General features: G+C 55.1%; 15 protein-coding genes. 8 read left to right on the forward strand and 7 right to left on the reverse strand.

What is annotated here, in order from left to right:
- Positions 1 to 205 precede the first annotated feature (205 nt).
- Complete coding sequence (locus ACILQA_RS02135; RefSeq protein ID WP_395628205.1) at positions 206 to 775, forward strand: nitroreductase; 570 nt, start codon at positions 206 to 208, stop codon at positions 773 to 775.
- Positions 776 to 822: 47 nt separating this feature from the next.
- Positions 823 to 1,164, forward strand: a complete 342-nt coding sequence (locus tag ACILQA_RS02140) for a GntR family transcriptional regulator (RefSeq protein ID WP_183940501.1) — start codon at positions 823 to 825, stop codon at positions 1,162 to 1,164.
- 36 nt (positions 1,165 to 1,200) lie between these two features.
- Here the strand turns inward: ACILQA_RS02140 and prsR are convergent, their stop codons facing one another.
- A complete protein-coding gene (prsR, locus tag ACILQA_RS02145) occupies positions 1,201 to 2,469 on the reverse strand; it encodes a PEP-CTERM-box response regulator transcription factor (protein ID WP_395628206.1) in 1,269 nt (422 codons plus the stop codon).
- Between the two features lie 258 nt (positions 2,470 to 2,727).
- Positions 2,728 to 5,121 (reverse strand): TonB-dependent receptor, encoded by a 2,394-nt coding sequence (locus ACILQA_RS02150; protein WP_395628207.1) that lies wholly within the window; start codon positions 5,119 to 5,121, stop codon positions 2,728 to 2,730.
- Between the two features lie 230 nt (positions 5,122 to 5,351).
- Here ACILQA_RS02150 and ACILQA_RS02155 point away from each other — a divergent pair, with 230 nt between their 5' ends.
- The gene (locus ACILQA_RS02155) at positions 5,352 to 6,029 is read left to right on the forward strand and encodes a response regulator transcription factor (RefSeq protein WP_395628208.1); all 678 of its coding nucleotides are present in this window, start codon (positions 5,352 to 5,354) and stop codon (positions 6,027 to 6,029) included.
- 3 nt (positions 6,030 to 6,032) lie between these two features.
- On the opposite strand, the gene ACILQA_RS02160 is transcribed toward ACILQA_RS02155, so the two are convergent.
- Positions 6,033 to 7,448 carry a short-chain fatty acyl-CoA regulator family protein gene (locus ACILQA_RS02160; RefSeq protein WP_395628209.1) on the reverse strand — a complete coding sequence of 472 codons (1,416 nt, stop codon included), beginning with the start codon at positions 7,446 to 7,448 and terminating at the stop codon, positions 6,033 to 6,035.
- A 150-nt stretch (positions 7,449 to 7,598) separates the two neighbouring features.
- On the opposite strand from ACILQA_RS02160, the gene ACILQA_RS02165 reads away from it, so the two are divergent.
- The 3 genes from ACILQA_RS02165 (at position 7,599) to ACILQA_RS02175 (ending at position 9,995) form a co-directional block, all read left to right on the forward strand.
- A complete protein-coding gene (locus tag ACILQA_RS02165) occupies positions 7,599 to 9,200 on the forward strand; it encodes an isocitrate lyase (RefSeq protein WP_395628210.1) in 1,602 nt (533 codons plus the stop codon).
- Positions 9,201 to 9,213: 13 nt separating this feature from the next.
- The gene (locus tag ACILQA_RS02170) at positions 9,214 to 9,372 is read left to right on the forward strand and encodes a hypothetical protein (protein WP_183940489.1); all 159 of its coding nucleotides are present in this window, start codon (positions 9,214 to 9,216) and stop codon (positions 9,370 to 9,372) included.
- Between the two features lie 149 nt (positions 9,373 to 9,521).
- Positions 9,522 to 9,995, forward strand: coding sequence for a hypothetical protein (locus ACILQA_RS02175; protein WP_395628211.1), 474 nt, complete (start codon positions 9,522 to 9,524; stop codon positions 9,993 to 9,995).
- On the opposite strand, the gene ACILQA_RS02180 is transcribed toward ACILQA_RS02175, so the two are convergent.
- Positions 9,963 to 10,748, reverse strand: coding sequence for a 3-hydroxybutyrate dehydrogenase (locus tag ACILQA_RS02180; protein WP_395628212.1), 786 nt, complete (start codon positions 10,746 to 10,748; stop codon positions 9,963 to 9,965). The two genes, ACILQA_RS02175 and ACILQA_RS02180, sit on opposite strands and share 33 nt — an antisense overlap.
- A gap of 136 nt (positions 10,749 to 10,884) precedes the next feature.
- Between ACILQA_RS02180 and ACILQA_RS02185 the strand changes: the two genes are divergently transcribed.
- The gene (locus ACILQA_RS02185; protein ID WP_395628213.1) at positions 10,885 to 12,033 is read left to right on the forward strand and encodes an alpha-hydroxy acid oxidase; all 1,149 of its coding nucleotides are present in this window, start codon (positions 10,885 to 10,887) and stop codon (positions 12,031 to 12,033) included.
- Positions 12,034 to 12,069: 36 nt separating this feature from the next.
- On the opposite strand, the gene ACILQA_RS02190 is transcribed toward ACILQA_RS02185, so the two are convergent.
- Positions 12,070 to 12,690: a LysE family translocator gene (locus ACILQA_RS02190; protein WP_395628214.1), complete on the reverse strand. Its 621-nt coding sequence runs from the start codon at positions 12,688 to 12,690 to the stop codon at positions 12,070 to 12,072.
- 69 nt (positions 12,691 to 12,759) lie between these two features.
- On the opposite strand from ACILQA_RS02190, the gene ACILQA_RS02195 reads away from it, so the two are divergent.
- A complete protein-coding gene (locus ACILQA_RS02195) occupies positions 12,760 to 13,767 on the forward strand; it encodes an LLM class flavin-dependent oxidoreductase (protein WP_395628215.1) in 1,008 nt (335 codons plus the stop codon).
- Here ACILQA_RS02195 and sdhA read toward each other — a convergent pair.
- The gene (sdhA, locus tag ACILQA_RS02200) at positions 13,742 to 15,544 is read right to left on the reverse strand and encodes a succinate dehydrogenase flavoprotein subunit (RefSeq protein ID WP_395628216.1); all 1,803 of its coding nucleotides are present in this window, start codon (positions 15,542 to 15,544) and stop codon (positions 13,742 to 13,744) included. The genes ACILQA_RS02195 and sdhA overlap by 26 nt on opposite strands.
- A complete protein-coding gene (gene sdhD / locus ACILQA_RS02205; RefSeq protein ID WP_306063248.1) occupies positions 15,544 to 15,933 on the reverse strand; it encodes a succinate dehydrogenase, hydrophobic membrane anchor protein in 390 nt (129 codons plus the stop codon). The genes sdhA and sdhD overlap by 1 nt, the downstream gene beginning before the upstream one ends.
- Between the last annotated feature and the right edge of the window lies 1 nt (position 15,934).

The following is a 15,934-nucleotide window of genomic DNA, read 5'->3' on the forward strand; positions in this document are numbered from 1 at the left end:
AACGAAAAGACCTTTGGGATGGCCAAGGAATGTCCCTGCTGCATCTCCATCTTGCGCATATGATGTCGCCATCGAGCGAAACCCCTCATTTCTGTTATGTTTGATGTTCCATTGAAAGGAACGATTGGCGGCGAACCTACCGAAAAAATTACGCGTGTGAAGAATTTAATTGCGGATACCGTCAAAATTCGTCGAAGGGAGTGGAATGTTCAACGACATCTCCTCTGTAACGCGCTATCTCGAAACCCGCCGGTCTGGCAAACCACGCGACATGGTGGAGCCCGGTCCCGACCAAGCCACGCTTAACCGCATATTGCAGACCGCTATGCGCACCCCCGATCATGGCAAGCTATTTCCGTGGCGTTTTGTCGAGATCACCGACCGCAACGCCTTTGCTGATCTCCTCACACATGCATTCGCCGCAGCCAATCCCGACGCGCGGCCTGCACAGATTGACGCGGCGGTGTCACCATCGCGCATGGCCCCAACGCTTGTCCTTTTGCTGTATGCGCCGCAGCCAAGCGCAAAAATTCCTGTGTGGGAACAGCAGCTCAGCGTTGGCGCCGTTGGCATGAATCTGTTGCACGCGGCGCATGCACATGGCTTTGTTGGAAGTTGGATTACCGGATGGGCAACCTACGACGACAATGTGCGCAAAGCGATGTGCACCGGTGACGAACAAATTGCCGGGCTATTCTTCATGGGGTCCCCAGCCCTGCCTCTTGAAGAGCGGCCGCGCCCCGACCCCACGCATATCATTCGCCAATGGCCGTAAAAGTGCTGCCTTGACGCGACCTACTGTATTATGGCAGTAAGTATGTGATGAAGAATGACGTTAAACCCGTATATTTGAAATTGCGCGATGTGATTGCCGCCGCCATTTTGGACGGCGCGTATAAGGAAGGCGACATGTTGCCTTCGGTTCGCGCGTTTGCTGCTGACCAAGGCGCCAACCCGTTGACGGTCGCTAAGGCCTATCAGCTATTTCAAGACAGCGGGCTCGTGGACGTTAAGCGTGGCGTCGGCCTTTTTGTGGCGAATGGCGCTATTTCAAAACTGCGCAGTTTCGAGCGCGACAATTTCATGCACAATATTTGGCCTGACGTAAAAGCCCAAATGCAGCGTGCCGGTATCGATCCGGCCGAATTACTGGCGCTCAGCTAATTTTTTTACCGCAGCTTTTGGCTGATTCACGTCCCATCACAATTGCAGATCATATTGCTTCATCAGATCGTACAGCGTCGGTCGGCTAATCCCCAATAACTTCGCTGCGCTGGAAATATTGCCCTCTGTCCGCGCAACAGCCCGCGTAATCGCCTTGCGGTCGGCTGCCTCGCGCGCGGCTTTCAAGTTGAGTTGCAGATCGTCCGCATTCCCGTCGCCCAAGTCGAGGTCTTCTGCTGTGACAAACGCGCCCTCTGCCATGATGACCGCGCGCTTAACGCGATTTTCAAGTTCGCGAACATTTCCCGGCCAGTTCCATGCATCAATTGCCGCCAATGCGCCGGTCGACACGCCCTTAATCGCCGGGTTCATATCGCGTGCAAATGTGCTCACGAAATGCTTGGCCAACAAAATTGCGTCCCCCGTGCGCGCGGCAAGCGGCGGAATGTTGACGGTGACTTCTGCCAATCGGTAATATAAATCATCGCGGAATGTCTGGTCCGAAATCATCTTGCTGAGATTGCGATGGGTGGCGCAGACCACGCGGACATCGACGTGAATGGCTGTGCGGCCGCCAATGCGCTCAATATTGCGTTCCTGCAGAAAACGGAGCAGTTTCACCTGCAGCGCTAACGGGATGTCGCCCACTTCATCCAGAAAGAGCGTTCCGCCATGTGCCAGCTCAATCTTGCCCTCGGTCGTTTTAACCGCGCCGGTAAACGCACCTTTTTCATGGCCGAACAATTCGGATTCCAGCAAATTTTCAGGGATGGCGCCGCAATTGATGGCGACGAATGGCTTATCGCGCCGGCCGCTGGCATTGTGCAGACCGCGCGCCAGCAATTCCTTCCCCGTGCCGCTGGCACCCAACAGCAAAACCGAAATATCAGCGGGTGCGATCCGCTCTATGGTGCGTGCAACCTTCACCATCTCCGGTGATGCGGTGCGAATTGTTCCCAGCAACAACGCGCCGTCGCTATCGGGTTGCTGCAACAATGCGTTTTTCACCTCCAACTCCCGCGCATGAAATGCACGCCGAAGGATTAGGTGAAGCGCGTCAATATCCTCGGGCTTATGATCAACATCCCAAGCACCGGCAGAAATAGCGCGCAGCGCGCTTTCATGTGTGCCATCTCCCGACACGACAATGATTTTGGTGTCAGGCTCTACTTCGCGCAGCAAGGCGAGCGCCTCTTCGCGATTGGACGCGCAAAAGACGTCAAAACCTTGATATGACCATTTGCGTTGCTTCTGACGATCAAGATCATCTTCCACAATGAGTAGCTTTTGCCGATGTTCGGTCATTTATGCGGCCTCCTGATGGGACACGCTGTCACCACGATCGTGCACGCCCGCTGCTTTGATCCGCAAGCGATCATCCAGCGCCAGAAACGACACCCCATAGGGTATATAATGCCTAAAAAGCCCTATCATCGCGCCGCGTCCATGTCCGCTTTGCTAACGGGCAATGGTAAAGTGTCGATTAATTTTACAGTCTGCAATCACGTCAAAAAAAGGGTGCCGCATTGCTGCAGCACCCCTTAGTCTTGGGGGGACGTACCCTTAGAAGTTGACGGTAGCTTCAACGCCTATCGTGCGCGGCGCATTGAAGTTCGCATAATCGCCCAGAACCGGACCATTTGCATTTGAACGACGATAGATATGTGATTCATTAAACATGTTACGCGCCCATAAAGCGACCGTTAACAGCTGGCCATTGTCGGACATTGGAATGTCTGCAAGCGACAGCCGGCCATTCATAAGAAACGCTTTTTCATTTTTGACGTTTTCATTATCGAACGTGAAAGACGGCGAGCTGTAGTTGGCGTCCAAATGAAGCTTTACCGCCGCACCTGCTCCGCCCACTGGCGTTTCAAAGTCAATCGAACCTGATATAGCGTGCTTGGGTGTGTATACGACATAGACGTCCTGAAACACTGGTGTGGTCACCGCGGGTGTCAGCGACGCGTTAAGCTGTTCCTGCACGGTATTGCGTGCGGGTGGAATCTTCACGTCGGTGTAGGCGTAAGATACACCGAAAGACAGGCTGTCGGTGGGCCTGACGGTCAAGTCCGCCTCAATACCCTTAATCTTGGTTACGCCTTCCGCATTTACGGTTTCCAGCGTGTTGCGGACTGTCCCATTGGTTTGCGGAATGAAGAAATTGAAATCAACCTGACTGTCGGTTCGGTCCATTATGTAACCAGCCAGGTTCAACCGGACGAGCCGATCAAACAATTCGGTTTTCGCGCCAATTTCATACGACTTGACCGATTCAGGTCCAAATGCACGATAGTTCAAAGAACGTGAGCTTGCGCCACCCGCACGGTAACCCGTCGCATATTTTGCATATAGATTGACGGCATCTGAAGCATCCCAAGCGACTGTCGCCAGCGGGTCAATACGCGTGTTGCGTTGATCGAAGGTGAAATTGGTGGATGCACCATTTACCGTGAACAACTGTCCGTTCTTGTCATCACGCGTAACGCGACCACCGACCGTCACATGCAGGCTCTCCAATTGTTCAGGCGTGTAGGTAGCTTGCCCATATACGGCGTAGCTTTTGGCAAATGCGATACTTGCACGCGCTGTAACGGCAAGTGGATAGGTCACCGGATCAACAATGCTGAACGCTGTTCCGTCGGCATTCCAACGGTTCGTATTCGGGGTGCGGGCGGTGTCGTTGGCCCGTTCATTGAAATAATAAAGGCCCAGAACATAATCGACGGTCTCGGTATTGCCGACAGCTTGTATTTCCTGGCTGAACTGACGTTGGTCTAACGTCGCAAGGCTGTAGCGGCTAAACGTGGCATTCGGAAGGAATGTCGGTGTCCGGTTAGCGCCGCCGGAATTATCAAACTGACGGTCGCTGACCGTGCGCCATGCTGTAATCGAGCGAATTTCGATACCATCGAACGGCCGCCATTTGATGTTGCTGACAACGCCGAAGGTTTTACCCACGCTGGGCTGTTGCGGCACGCCGATGTCAGCGGTGCTAACGCGGTCAGGTTGCACCTTCAACAGCGGAGGAAGCGGCGCAACAAAGCCCGAAGGAAGACGGTTGCCGTTGGCAACAATCTGCGCAAGCGTCGCAATGGGGCGATTGGTTGGATTATAATTGATCAGCTGGCTAAGAAATGCGGTGTTTTTGTCGCGACCGATATCGGCCGAAAAATCGGCTGTAATCGTGTTCGTGGGTTCCCACCGTGCCGCTATCCGACCGCCATAGCGATGGAAATAATTCCACCCAACTTGTCCCTCCAACGGGTTTTTGGTCGTTGCATTCTGATGTTGCAGACCGGCGTCAATTTTGAACGAGAAACCAGCAACTTCAGGAAGATCGATACGAAGTTGACCGCTATATGCACCGAAATTGCCCATACCGGCGGAGGCACGGCCGCCGAACTCACCGGTTGGAGCGCGCGTGACAATATTGACCGCGCCACCTTCGGTATTGCGTCCAAACAAGGTTCCTTGCGGACCTTTCAGAACCTCAATGCGCTGTACATCCAAAAAGCCAGCGTTCAGACCATGCTGACGTCCCAGATATACGCCGTCAATATAGACGCCGACGCCTTGTTCGCGGGCGGGTTGATTGGCGTCACCGGGAACAATACCCCGCATGCCGACCGTTAGCGCTGTTTGACGTGATTCAAATGTCGCCACGCGCAGCGATGGTATTCCGCCGTCTGCGAGATCTAACAAGCTTTGTACCTGGCGCTTCTTCAAATCTTCGTCGCTCATGACCGCAATAGCAATCGGCGTATCCTGTAGATTGGTTTCACGCTTCGTCGCAGTTACAACAATGTCGACCAGGCCGGAATTGTCCTGCCGGGTAGCCTCATCGACCGCCGCGGCGTCAACAGCGGCAGCTTCAGCCGCGAACGCGGGCGTAGTGGTCTGGAAAGCGGCGATCGCAGCCAACGAAACCAGATGGAGAGAGACGGTGCGCTTCATAATAAATCCCTGTTGTTAATCGTTGTCGGGACGATTGAAGTCATTTCGATTCGCCCCGGGTGCATTTGCAAGGAGGTCGCTAGACGTCGTGAGTTGCACCCCTGCGACACTTCACCGACAATTTGGTGACGCCAACGTTACAGAAAAAAGTCGACACCAAAGTGACGCATAACGGTCACGAACTTGTCATTTGCCATCTGCATTTCATCCGCTGAAACGGGTGGATGAACATGAACGACGATACTTATGTATTAATCGCAGGCGGCGATGCGGAACTGATAGCGGACATGGGCGCAGAGTACCCAGACGTTCGGTTTTTGACAGGATCGTCCGACATTACATCGCTGCCCGAAACGCAAAACATTCTCTGCTTTGTCAATTGGATTCTTCCCGACAAGTCCGGCCTAGAGTTTTGCCGCCAGTTAAAAGCCACCGATGTCGGTCAACAATGTCATACGACACTTGTCTTGGAACATGCAGACGAAACCAGCCAGCGGCGCGCGCTGGACGCCGGCGCCGACGATTATATCATTGGGCCGTTCGACGTTAAAACGCTCAGCCGCCGGCTTGCACTTCAGTTGTCCGCACGAAACGCAGGCCCCGACCTCCACAAATATATTCATGGCCGGCTGGTCGTCGACACAGCGACCTTTAGAGCGCAGTATAACGGTCAATCCCTGCCACTTGGACCGACAGAATTTCGCTTATTGGCCCATTTTGCAGCTAATCCCGATCGCGTTTTTTCACGCCAGCACCTCATTCGAGTTCTCGGCAAAGATGGGGACATAGTTGATGACAAAACTGTGAACGTATGGGTTGGTCGCCTGCGTAAAGCCTTTGAGCAGGTTGGTAGCCCAGACCCAATCCGTACGGTTCGGTCGGCAGGCTATGTTTTCGACCGTCCTTAATGGTTATGCCTGTTGATCAAAGGCAAATGGCGACAACCCGCGCTCGCGCTCATTGAAAACAAGCACGCGTCCTGCGGGCGGCGCGCTGCGTTGTGGGCAGTCCGATCGCGTGCACGCAGGACAGCCCAATCCGATTGGCGTCGCTGCCGCGTCGCCTAAATCCCAGCCCCGCGCCGCGGCCAAGGGTGCCGCGAGCTTGGCATCAATACCCAAACAAATGGCGAATTCCGCTTCAACGCCGCCACTCACAGCGGTTTGCGGGTGCACCGTGCGTGACAGCGTGAACCAACGGCTTTTGTCCTCCAGTTCAACCAAATGCGGCAACAGCGTGCCCGGTCGTGCAAAAACATTGTGCACGTGCCACAACGGGCATCTGCGGTCGGTTTCTACCAAAGGTGATGCACTCGCGCCTGCATAACGCTTACTGCTCTGCCCGGCCCGATCAATCCGTAGCATGAAAAATGGCAATCCCCGCTGCCCCACCCTCTGCAAAGTCGTTAAGCGGTGCGCGACATGCTCAAAACCCGCCCCAAACCGGCGTTGCAACAAAATGAGATCATAGCCAGTCGCCTCGCAAGCGCGCAGGAAGCGGGCGTAAGGCATCATGACGGCTGCGGCGAAATAGCTGTGTAGATGGCGGCGGTAGAGACGCTCGCCCGCCCGTTCGGTGAACGAGGCCCCAGCAACGAGTGCCTCAATCTCCGCCTTTGCCTCCAACATACCAAGTTGCAAGGCGGCGGCGAATGTGCGGCTTGCCGGATCCAATAGCTCTGACAACTGCAATTGCCGGGCATGGAGGTCCAACCGGCGTAACCGGTCAGGCATTACGTCAAACGGCAATATCCGTATCGACAGCTGATGCTTTACGCGCAGCCGTTCGGTAATCGCGCCATACAGGTCCGCATTATTAAGACGCAGCTCATCTGCGAGGTTTTCAGCTTGCGAGTCCAAATCTGCAAAATGGTTGCGCCAGCGTTCAATCTCGCGCCGCGCCGATGCGATGGATTCAGGTTCAATGCTTGCACCGCCTTGCATCGCGCCCGCTGCCCCATGCGAACCGCCAGACAAACGGTCAAACGCGCGGGCAAAAGCTTCGGCTGCATCAGGGCTGGCGGCAATCCATTCTTCCACCTGTGTTCGGTCGACGGACAAATCAGCAAACATAGGATCGCTCAACCTACGGCGAATGGCCTCCACGCCACCGCCGGGTGTTGTCCCAGTCAGTGTGCGTGGATCGAAGTCATATGACTGCGCGAGTTTCAGCAACAAGGTGGCCGTCAGTGGCCGCTGGTTGCGCTCAATCAGGTTGAGGTAAGACGCGGATATGGTGAGCGCATCGGCCATTGCCCCTTGTGTCAGTCCGTTTGCACGACGGATTCTGCGGACGGCATGACCGGCAAATAGCTTTTGTTCACTCATGGCAATGCCTTGTAAGTTATATTACAGATTTACAATTAATCCTTAGATTATCTGCACCATAACACAACAAATATTACAAAATTGACTCGTCCTTTGGGCATATGAGCCGCATATCTGCTGGCATACATCAGGTTACCGAAGGAATTGTAAATGTCGTACCAGTCGCTCATTGCTGAAAACAGCATACACATTGCCGCGAACAATGGCACATGGGACTCGATTAGCGCAGAGTCCGTGGCGCGTATGCAGTTGCAAAACCGTTTCCAAACGGGCCTCGACATTGCGCGCTACACCGCAAAAATCATGCGTGAAGATATGGCGGCTTATGATGCCGACCCCGCGCAATATACGCAGTCGCTGGGTTGCTGGCACGGGTTCATTGCCCAGCAGAAGATGATTTCGATCAAGAAGCATTTCGGCACCACGAAAAAGCGCTATCTTTACCTGTCGGGCTGGATGATCGCGGCCCTGCGCAGCGAGTTCGGCCCACTGCCCGACCAATCGATGCATGAAAAGACGAGCGTCCCTGCCCTTATCGGCGAACTCTACACGTTCCTGCGTCAAGCGGACAGCCGGGAACTCAACCTTCTGTTCAAGGACCTTGATGACGCCCGTGCAGCTAACGATGCGGCCAAGGAAGTACAGGCGCTTGCCAAAATCGAAAACCATGAAACCCACGTCGTGCCGATCATCGCGGATATTGACGCAGGTTTCGGCAATGCCGAGGCGACCTATCTTCTGGCCAAGAAGATGATTGAAGCGGGCGCATGCGCATTGCAGATCGAAAATCAGGTTTCGGACGAAAAACAATGTGGCCACCAAGATGGCAAAGTGACCGTCCCACACGAAGATTTTCTGCAGAAAATTCGTGCCTGCCGTTACGCGTTTCTCGAGCTGGGCGTTCCTGATGGCATCATCGTTGCGCGCACGGACTCCTTGGGTGCAGGCCTTACCAAGCAGATTGCTGTATCGAAAGAAGCTGGCGACCTTGGTGACTTGTACAACAGCTTCCTCGATTGCGAAGAAATCGACCCAAGCACAGCGCAAAATGGCGATGTCATCCTGAACCGCAATGGGAAGCTTTTGAAGCCAAAGCGCCTGCCCTCCAACCTTTTCCAATTCCGTTCAGGAACAGGCGAAGACCGCTGCGTGCTGGATTGCATCACATCGCTGCAGAATGGCGCGGACCTGATCTGGATTGAAACCGAAAAGCCGCACATCGAACAAATTGCCGGCATGGTCGACCGTATCCGCGAAGTCGTTCCCAACGCCAAATTGGCCTATAACAACTCGCCAAGCTTCAACTGGACGCTTAATTTCCGTCAGCAGGTGTTCGACGCCTGGGCTGCAGAGGGTAAGGACGTGTCGGCTTACGACCGCACAAACCTGATGAGCGCAGCATATGACGAGACCGAATTGGGCACGCAAGCCGATATGTGGATCCAGAATTTCCAACGCGATTCTGCGAAGCGTGCGGGCATTTTCCACCACCTGATCACCTTGCCAACATATCACACCGCGGCATTAAGCACGGACAATCTGGCGAAGGATTATTTCGGCGAAATGGGTATGCTTGGCTATGTTGCCGGCGTCCAACGCAAGGAAATCCGCCAAGGTATCGCCTGTGTTAAGCACCAGAATATGTCGGGTTCCGACATTGGTGACGAGCATAAGGAATATTTCGCTGGCGAAGCCGCGCTGAAGGCTGGCGGTAAAGACAATACCATGAACCAGTTCAGCAACGCAGCGTAAGAAAGGTGAATCCATGAGCGAACCAGCACGCGCCCGCGCCGTATTGTCGACCGAGGACCTCACGCTTTTGAGGCAGGCCTTGGTCCACTATCTGGAAGCGATCAAGGATCAGCCGGAGTCGATCAAATTTGCCCGCCTCTACCACCGTTTGGGGAGTGCAGGCGGCAAGTAAGCGCAGATATTTACGAGTTTTCCTGGGGAGGAAAACACCTAACCGCCGGCAGCAATGTCGGCGGTTTTTTCTATGGGCCAACGCATTGTCGCTAATATTTTCTTAAGGCCGTTCATATACCCCCCTTGCAACCAAACAGGCTGGGGCGCGTGGATAATACTCTAAAAATCTTGCTTGGGGTTCTGTCGGTCACCGGGTTCATCACCGTGCTCATTCCACAGGGCAATCCCATCGCGACCCACGAAGCCGCAGATGGCACAAACGCAGAAGTTAACGCCCCGCCGCCCGAACCAACAGCACCGCCACCCTCTCCGCCACCATCTCCGCCGCCTGTTCCATTCGATTCTGGCGTTTCTGTTGGATTTATAACCGGCGCGCCATCGATTGACGGCAGACCAATTCAAGCCGATTTCGGATTGCCATTTGGCGTATCCCCGCGGTCAGAGCGGGAAAATCCGGACGCACCCCGAAAGAACAAAATTGGCTATACACCGCCGCTATTTGCTGTGCCGGGCGCAACTGCCCTAGACGAGAGGGAGGGAGAGATGGCGACTAAAGCACCCTTTGGCCGCGAACCCACAAGCCAAGATTTATTGGGCAGTCCAGCCACCATCAACCGATAGGTTCGTTCCGGTAATCGCGCTGGCCTCATCCCTGCACAGGAACACCGCCAATGCCGCCAATTGTTCAACCTGAACAAATTTTTTCTGCGGCTGGTTCGCCAGCAACACATCGTTGATAACCTGTTCACGCGTCAATCCGCGTGCCTTCATCGTGTCGGGAATCTGGTTTTCAACCAATGACGTCCACACATATCCCGGGCAGATATTGTTGACGGTTATGCCTTGCGTCGCAACCTCAAGCGCAACCGTTTTGCTAAAGCCCGCAAGGCCGTGTTTTGCCGCATTATACGCCGACTTAAACGGTGATGCGACAAGGCTGTGCATCGAACCGGTGTTGATGACCCTGCCCCATCCCTTTGCCTTCATCGCGGGCAAAGCAGCTTTTGTGGTATGAAATGCGGACGACAAGATGATCGACATGATTGCGTCCCATTTGTCTTCCGGGAATTCATCAACCGGCGCGACATGCTGGATACCCGCATTGTTGATCAAAATATCAGGCGCCCCCAGTTTCTCGCTACATTCAGCGACCATCGCCCTGATTTCATCTGGTTTCATCATATCCGCGCCAGAATGGAGTGCTTTGCCACCGCTTGCCGCGGCGAGTTCCGCGACATAGCCTTGTATGGCATCCGCATCACCAAAACCGTTGATCATCACATTGGCACCCTCGGCCGCTAGCGCGCGCGCATAACCCAGACCAATGCCAGATGTTGAACCAGTGATAAGCGCCGTTTTGCCTTGGAGGAACATGGGAGATAGCCTTTGCATTAGGGATGGACGTTATTTGCGTTGTACATCGCTAAACGCAATGTTGCTGCAGGACAATATGGCAGAATGCCAAGACCAAATAGGTGCAATTATATAAAAGGCCTGTCATAAGCGCCGCATGCGTTTGAATGATTGTCATAATGTCGCCGATTTTCGCCAGCTGGCGAAGTCGCGCCTGCCGTCACCTATCTTCAACTATATCGACGGCGCAGCCGATGATGAGCGGACGAAAGGTCGCAACAGTTCATCGTTCGACGACTGCGATCTTGTGCCCAATGTGCTCGCGGGCGTTTCAGATATCGACACAAAAGTGCGTGTCATGGGCAAAGACATTGCCATGCCGCTCATGCTATCGCCAACCGCGTTGCAACGCTTATTCCATTGGCAAGGTGAACGTGCCGTTGCCGCTGTGGCGCAGCAGTTTAACACTTGGTTCGGCATTTCATCGCTTGCCACGGTCAGCATTGAGGAAGTCGGCGAACGCATCAAGACGCCAAAACTGTTTCAGCTGTATATTCACAAAGACAAAGGCCTGAACGCGTCGATGATCGAACGTTGTAAAGCCGCGAAATTTGATGCCATCGCGTTGACGGTCGATACGATCGTATCGGGCAATAGGGAACGCTGCCTGCGCAGTGGCTTCACCTCGCCGCCGCGATTTACACCTGCATCGGTGCTGAGCTACGCGATCCATCCATCATGGGCGCTGAACTATATATTCCGCGAGAAATTCTCGCTTCCCAATCTGCAAACGCATGTTGACGCCGGGACCAATGTCGCGGTCTCTGTGGCCGAATATTTCAATACCATGCTCGACACGTCGATGGATTGGAAAATGGCCGAGAAAGTGCGGTCCGACTGGGGCGGCGAATTTTGCTTAAAGGGCATCATGTCCGTTGATGATGCGAAGCGGGCTGTCGACATCGGCGCGACTGCGATCTTGGTGTCCAACCACGGCGGGCGGCAATTGGACGGATCGCGGTCGCCATTCGACCAGATTTCCGAAATCGCCGACGCCGTTGGCGGCAAGATCGACATCATCTGTGACGGCGGCGTGCAGCGCGGCAGCCATGTATTGAAGGCGCTGGCAGCAGGTGCCACAGCATGCTCGGGCGGGCGGCTCTATCTTTATGCATTGGCCGCGGCGGGCCAACCCGGCGTTGAACGTATCGTTGGCAAATTGCGCGACGAAATTGATCGTGACATGCGATTGATGGGTGTCAAATCCGTCGCGCAGCTGAACCGCTCTATGTTGCGCTGGCGCTAAGGCTTTTTGCGCTTCTGCAACGTCAGGAAAACAGCTTTAACGCGTGCTTACCAAGAACCAGATTGCGACCATCGCCAATAGACCCGCAAATATACGGCGCACTTGGTTCCGGCGGTTGCCTACAGTCATCCATCCATGTGCTTGCGCCGCCAATACAACGATGACGAGGTGCACCGCTGTCGCAATCGCGACGTAGCTGGCGGACAGCAGCATGGTCTGCGGCACAATCGGCGCATTCGTTGCGATATAGGCTGGCAGGACAGTGACAAAAAACACCGCGGCCTTTGGGTTCAGCAAGTTGATCAGCAAACCGTGGCGGAACCATGCCGCCATGGCCGTCGCGTCTATGTGGTTGGCCCCAACTTCTTTCTCCCCAACCCATGTTTGCCATGCGAGCCAGAGCAAATAGGCCACGCCTGCATAGCGCAACAAACTAAAGGCAAAAGGTGCGCGGGCTGCGAGCGCGGCAAGCCCCATGGCCGAAGCCAAAGCAAGAATCGTAAGGCCCGTTGCAATGCCCGCGACCGCGGCGAAACCCGACCGCTTCCCTTGCGTCGCGCTGGTCAATGCGAGCCATGCCATGTTCGGCCCCGGGGTCAGTTCAATCAGCATTGTGGTGATAAGAAAGGGAAGGAACAGCGCGGTGATCATGCGCATTTTATACACGCCTTCACAGCATAGTCGATTGCGCTTGGCTTTGCGCGTGAACACACCCATTTAGGGTTCATGACCAATTACTCTTTGCTTGACCTTGTTCCCGTTGTCGAAGGTGGCTCAGTGGCTGGCGCGCTCGCCAACGCCGCCGACCTTGCTGCCCACGCCGAAAGTCTGGGGTTCAGCCGCTATTGGGTTGCCGAACATCACGGGATGCGGGGCATCGCCAGCGCGGCCACCAGCGTTGTTATTGGGCATATTGCTGCGGCGACCAAATCCATCCGCGTTGGCTCAGGCGGCATCATGCTGCCGAACCATGCGCCTTTGGTCATCGCCGAGCAATTTGGCACACTGGACGCGCTTTACCCCGGCAGGATCGATCTTGGACTGGGCCGTGCGCCGGGCAGCGACCAACGTGTTGCCGCAGCGATCCGCCGGACATTGGACAGCGACCCGAACGCGTTCCCGCGCGATGTAATGGAACTGCAAAGCTATTTCGCCGATGATGGCCAAACAGGCATCGTCGCGACACCCGGCGCGGGCGCAAATGTGCAACTTTATATCTTGGGCAGCAGCCTCTACGGCGCGCAAGTGGCCGCTGCATTGGGCTTGCCCTTTGCCTTCGCCAGCCACTTTGCACCGCAAATGCTCGACGAAGCCCTGCACATCTACCGCAGCCATTTCCGGCCAAGCGCTATATTGGACAAACCCTATGCGATGGCGGCATTCAACATCATCGCCGGCGAAACCGATGCGGAAGCGGAATTTTTGGCGAGCTCATTGATGCAAAGCTTTGTCGCCTTACGCACGGGCAACCCGCGCCAAATGCCGCCACCGGTCGAAGGCTATGTGGCGTCACTTCCACCGCAATTTACGTCCGCGTTGAACGACATATTATCCGCCAGCGCAATCGGCTCCGCTGACACTGTAAAGACAGGCGCCAAAGCGTTTTTAGCGCGCACGCAAGTGGACGAAATCATCGTCGCCTGTTCGGTTTTCGATCATGAAAAACGAAAACGGAGCCTGTATATTACAGCCTCCGTTTTCGCGGAACTTAATAAACGCGTGGCTTCGGCTTGATATACTCTGCCTCGTCGGTCAGCGTATAATCATGCACTGGGCGGTAGTCGATTTTCACCGCGCCGCCGGATCCGCCCCAACCTTCAAACCATGAAGCAGTGTGCTTCATCCAGTTTGCGTCATCACGCTCTGGATAATCCTCATGCGCATGCGCGCCGCGGCTTTCCTTGCGGTTGTTGGCGCTTTCGATGGTGCACACAGCCTGCGCCATCAAATTGTCGAGCTCAAGCGTTTCGATGAGGTCGGTGTTCCAGATCATGCTGCGGTCGGTGACGTGCACGTCGGCCAGACGCTGGTTTACCTTTTGCATCTCGGTAACGCCTTCGGCCAGCAGTGCTGTGTCGCGGAACACCGCAGCATGCTTTTGCATTGTCCGCTGCATTTGCAGACGAATGTCTGCAGTCGGCGAACCGCCCTTTGCTGCACGGAACTTGTCGACGCGGGTCAGTGCCAAATCGGCAGCATCTTTCGGCAGCGCCTTGTGCGGCGCACCTGGCGTCAACGACGATTTCAAATGCAGACCAGTTGCGCGTCCGAATACCACCAAGTCGATCAACGAGTTTGATCCCAGGCGGTTTGCGCCATGCACCGAAACGCATGCTGCTTCGCCAACCGCGTAAAGGCCGCGCACGATGACTTCGGGATCATTACCAACCTTGGTGACCACCTGACCATGATAATTGCACGGAATTCCACCCATATTGTAGTGCACCGTTGGTGTCACGGGCAGTGGTTGACGCGTCAGATCGACGCCAGCGAAAATCTTTCCGCTTTCGGTGATGCCGGGCAAACGCTGGGCCAAAACCTTGGGATCGATATGGTCGAGATGTAGGTAGATATGGTCCTTATGCGGGCCGACACCGCGGCCTTCACGCATTTCAAGCGCCATCGAACGGCTTACAACGTCGCGTGAAGCCAAGTCCTTCGCGGACGGTGCATAACGCTCCATAAAGCGTTCACCTTCGCTGTTGGTCAGATAACCGCCCTCGCCGCGCGCGCCTTCTGTGATGAGAACGCCAGCGCCGTAAATACCGGTGGGGTGGAATTGCACGAATTCCATATCCTGAAGCGGAAGCCCGGCGCGCAGCACCATGCCGCCACCGTCACCGGTGCAGGTATGCGCCGAAGTGGCGGAGAAATAGGCACGGCCATATCCGCCGGTTGCCAGCACGACGGCGTGGCTCTTGAAACGGTGGATGGTGCCATCTTCCATGCACATGGCAATCACGCCGCGGCATTCGCCATTTTCCATAATCAGATCGAGCGCGAAATATTCGATGAAGAAATCCGCATCATATTTCAGGCTCTGTTGATACAGGCTGTGCAACATGGCGTGACCGGTCCGGTCGGCCGCTGCGGCCGTACGCTGAACGGGGGGGCCTTCGCCCATATTCTGCATGTGGCCGCCAAAGGGGCGCTGGTAAATTGTGCCGTCGGCATTGCGGCTAAATGGAACGCCGGCATGCTCAAGCTCATACACCGCAGCAGGCGCTTCACGCACCATATATTCGATCGCGTCTTGGTCACCCAACCAGTCGGACCCCTTTACGGTGTCGTACATATGCCAGGTCCAATGGTCCGGCGAGTTGTTACCAAGCGACGCCGCAATCCCGCCCTGTGCCGCAACAGTATGCGAACGGGTGGGAAAAACCTTCGTGATACAGGCTGTTTTCAAACCGGCTTCAGCGCTGCCCATCGTGGCGCGCAAGCCAGAGCCGCCGGCTCCAACAACAACCGTGTCATAGGTATGGTCGATAATCTTGTAAGCGTCTGACATCAGGCGGATGCTCCGGTAAATGCTAATTTTGCTACGACGAAAATGCCGAATACGGCGCTCGCGACGACATAGAAGTTGAGAAGCGCCATTGCGCCAAACTTCAATCCCTCGTCATGGACATAATCTTCAATCAAAACCTGAAGACCAAGGCGCGCGTGCGAAAAAATGTTCACGATCATCAATATCATCGGAACCGCAACGGTTGGTTGAGCCAGCCATTGCGCCAAAGTTGCTTGATCAAAATTCGGCATAAGAAGCAGCGAGACAACGAGCCACGTGGTCAGCAAGATATTGCCAATCGCGGTCAGGCGCTGTTTCAGCCAATGTTCGCCGCCATGCTTTGCTGACCCCAACCCGCGCACGCGCCCGATATATGTTCTACTGTCCATC

Source organism: Sphingorhabdus sp., from assembly GCF_044239005.1.
Lineage (GTDB): Bacteria > Pseudomonadota > Alphaproteobacteria > Sphingomonadales > Sphingomonadaceae > Sphingorhabdus_B.

Coding starts and splice junctions, on each gene's coding strand:
- ACILQA_RS02190 (WP_395628214.1), bottom strand. CDS start 12,690: ATGCGCATGATCACCGCGCTGTTCCTTCCCTTTCTTATCACCACAATG.
- ACILQA_RS02180 (WP_395628212.1), bottom strand. CDS start 10,748: ATGTTCCTCCAAGGCAAAACGGCGCTTATCACTGGTTCAACATCTGGC.
- ACILQA_RS02155 (WP_395628208.1), top strand. CDS start 5,352: ATGAACGACGATACTTATGTATTAATCGCAGGCGGCGATGCGGAACTG.
- ACILQA_RS02185 (WP_395628213.1), top strand. CDS start 10,885: ATGCGTTTGAATGATTGTCATAATGTCGCCGATTTTCGCCAGCTGGCG.
- sdhD (WP_306063248.1), bottom strand. CDS start 15,933: ATGGACAGTAGAACATATATCGGGCGCGTGCGCGGGTTGGGGTCAGCA.
- ACILQA_RS02170 (WP_183940489.1), top strand. CDS start 9,214: ATGAGCGAACCAGCACGCGCCCGCGCCGTATTGTCGACCGAGGACCTC.
- ACILQA_RS02135 (WP_395628205.1), top strand. CDS start 206: ATGTTCAACGACATCTCCTCTGTAACGCGCTATCTCGAAACCCGCCGG.
- ACILQA_RS02140 (WP_183940501.1), top strand. CDS start 823: ATGAAGAATGACGTTAAACCCGTATATTTGAAATTGCGCGATGTGATT.
- ACILQA_RS02165 (WP_395628210.1), top strand. CDS start 7,599: ATGTCGTACCAGTCGCTCATTGCTGAAAACAGCATACACATTGCCGCG.
- ACILQA_RS02195 (WP_395628215.1), top strand. CDS start 12,760: ATGACCAATTACTCTTTGCTTGACCTTGTTCCCGTTGTCGAAGGTGGC.
- ACILQA_RS02150 (WP_395628207.1), bottom strand. CDS start 5,121: ATGAAGCGCACCGTCTCTCTCCATCTGGTTTCGTTGGCTGCGATCGCC.
- ACILQA_RS02160 (WP_395628209.1), bottom strand. CDS start 7,448: ATGAGTGAACAAAAGCTATTTGCCGGTCATGCCGTCCGCAGAATCCGT.
- prsR (WP_395628206.1), bottom strand. CDS start 2,469: ATGACCGAACATCGGCAAAAGCTACTCATTGTGGAAGATGATCTTGAT.
- sdhA (WP_395628216.1), bottom strand. CDS start 15,544: ATGTCAGACGCTTACAAGATTATCGACCATACCTATGACACGGTTGTT.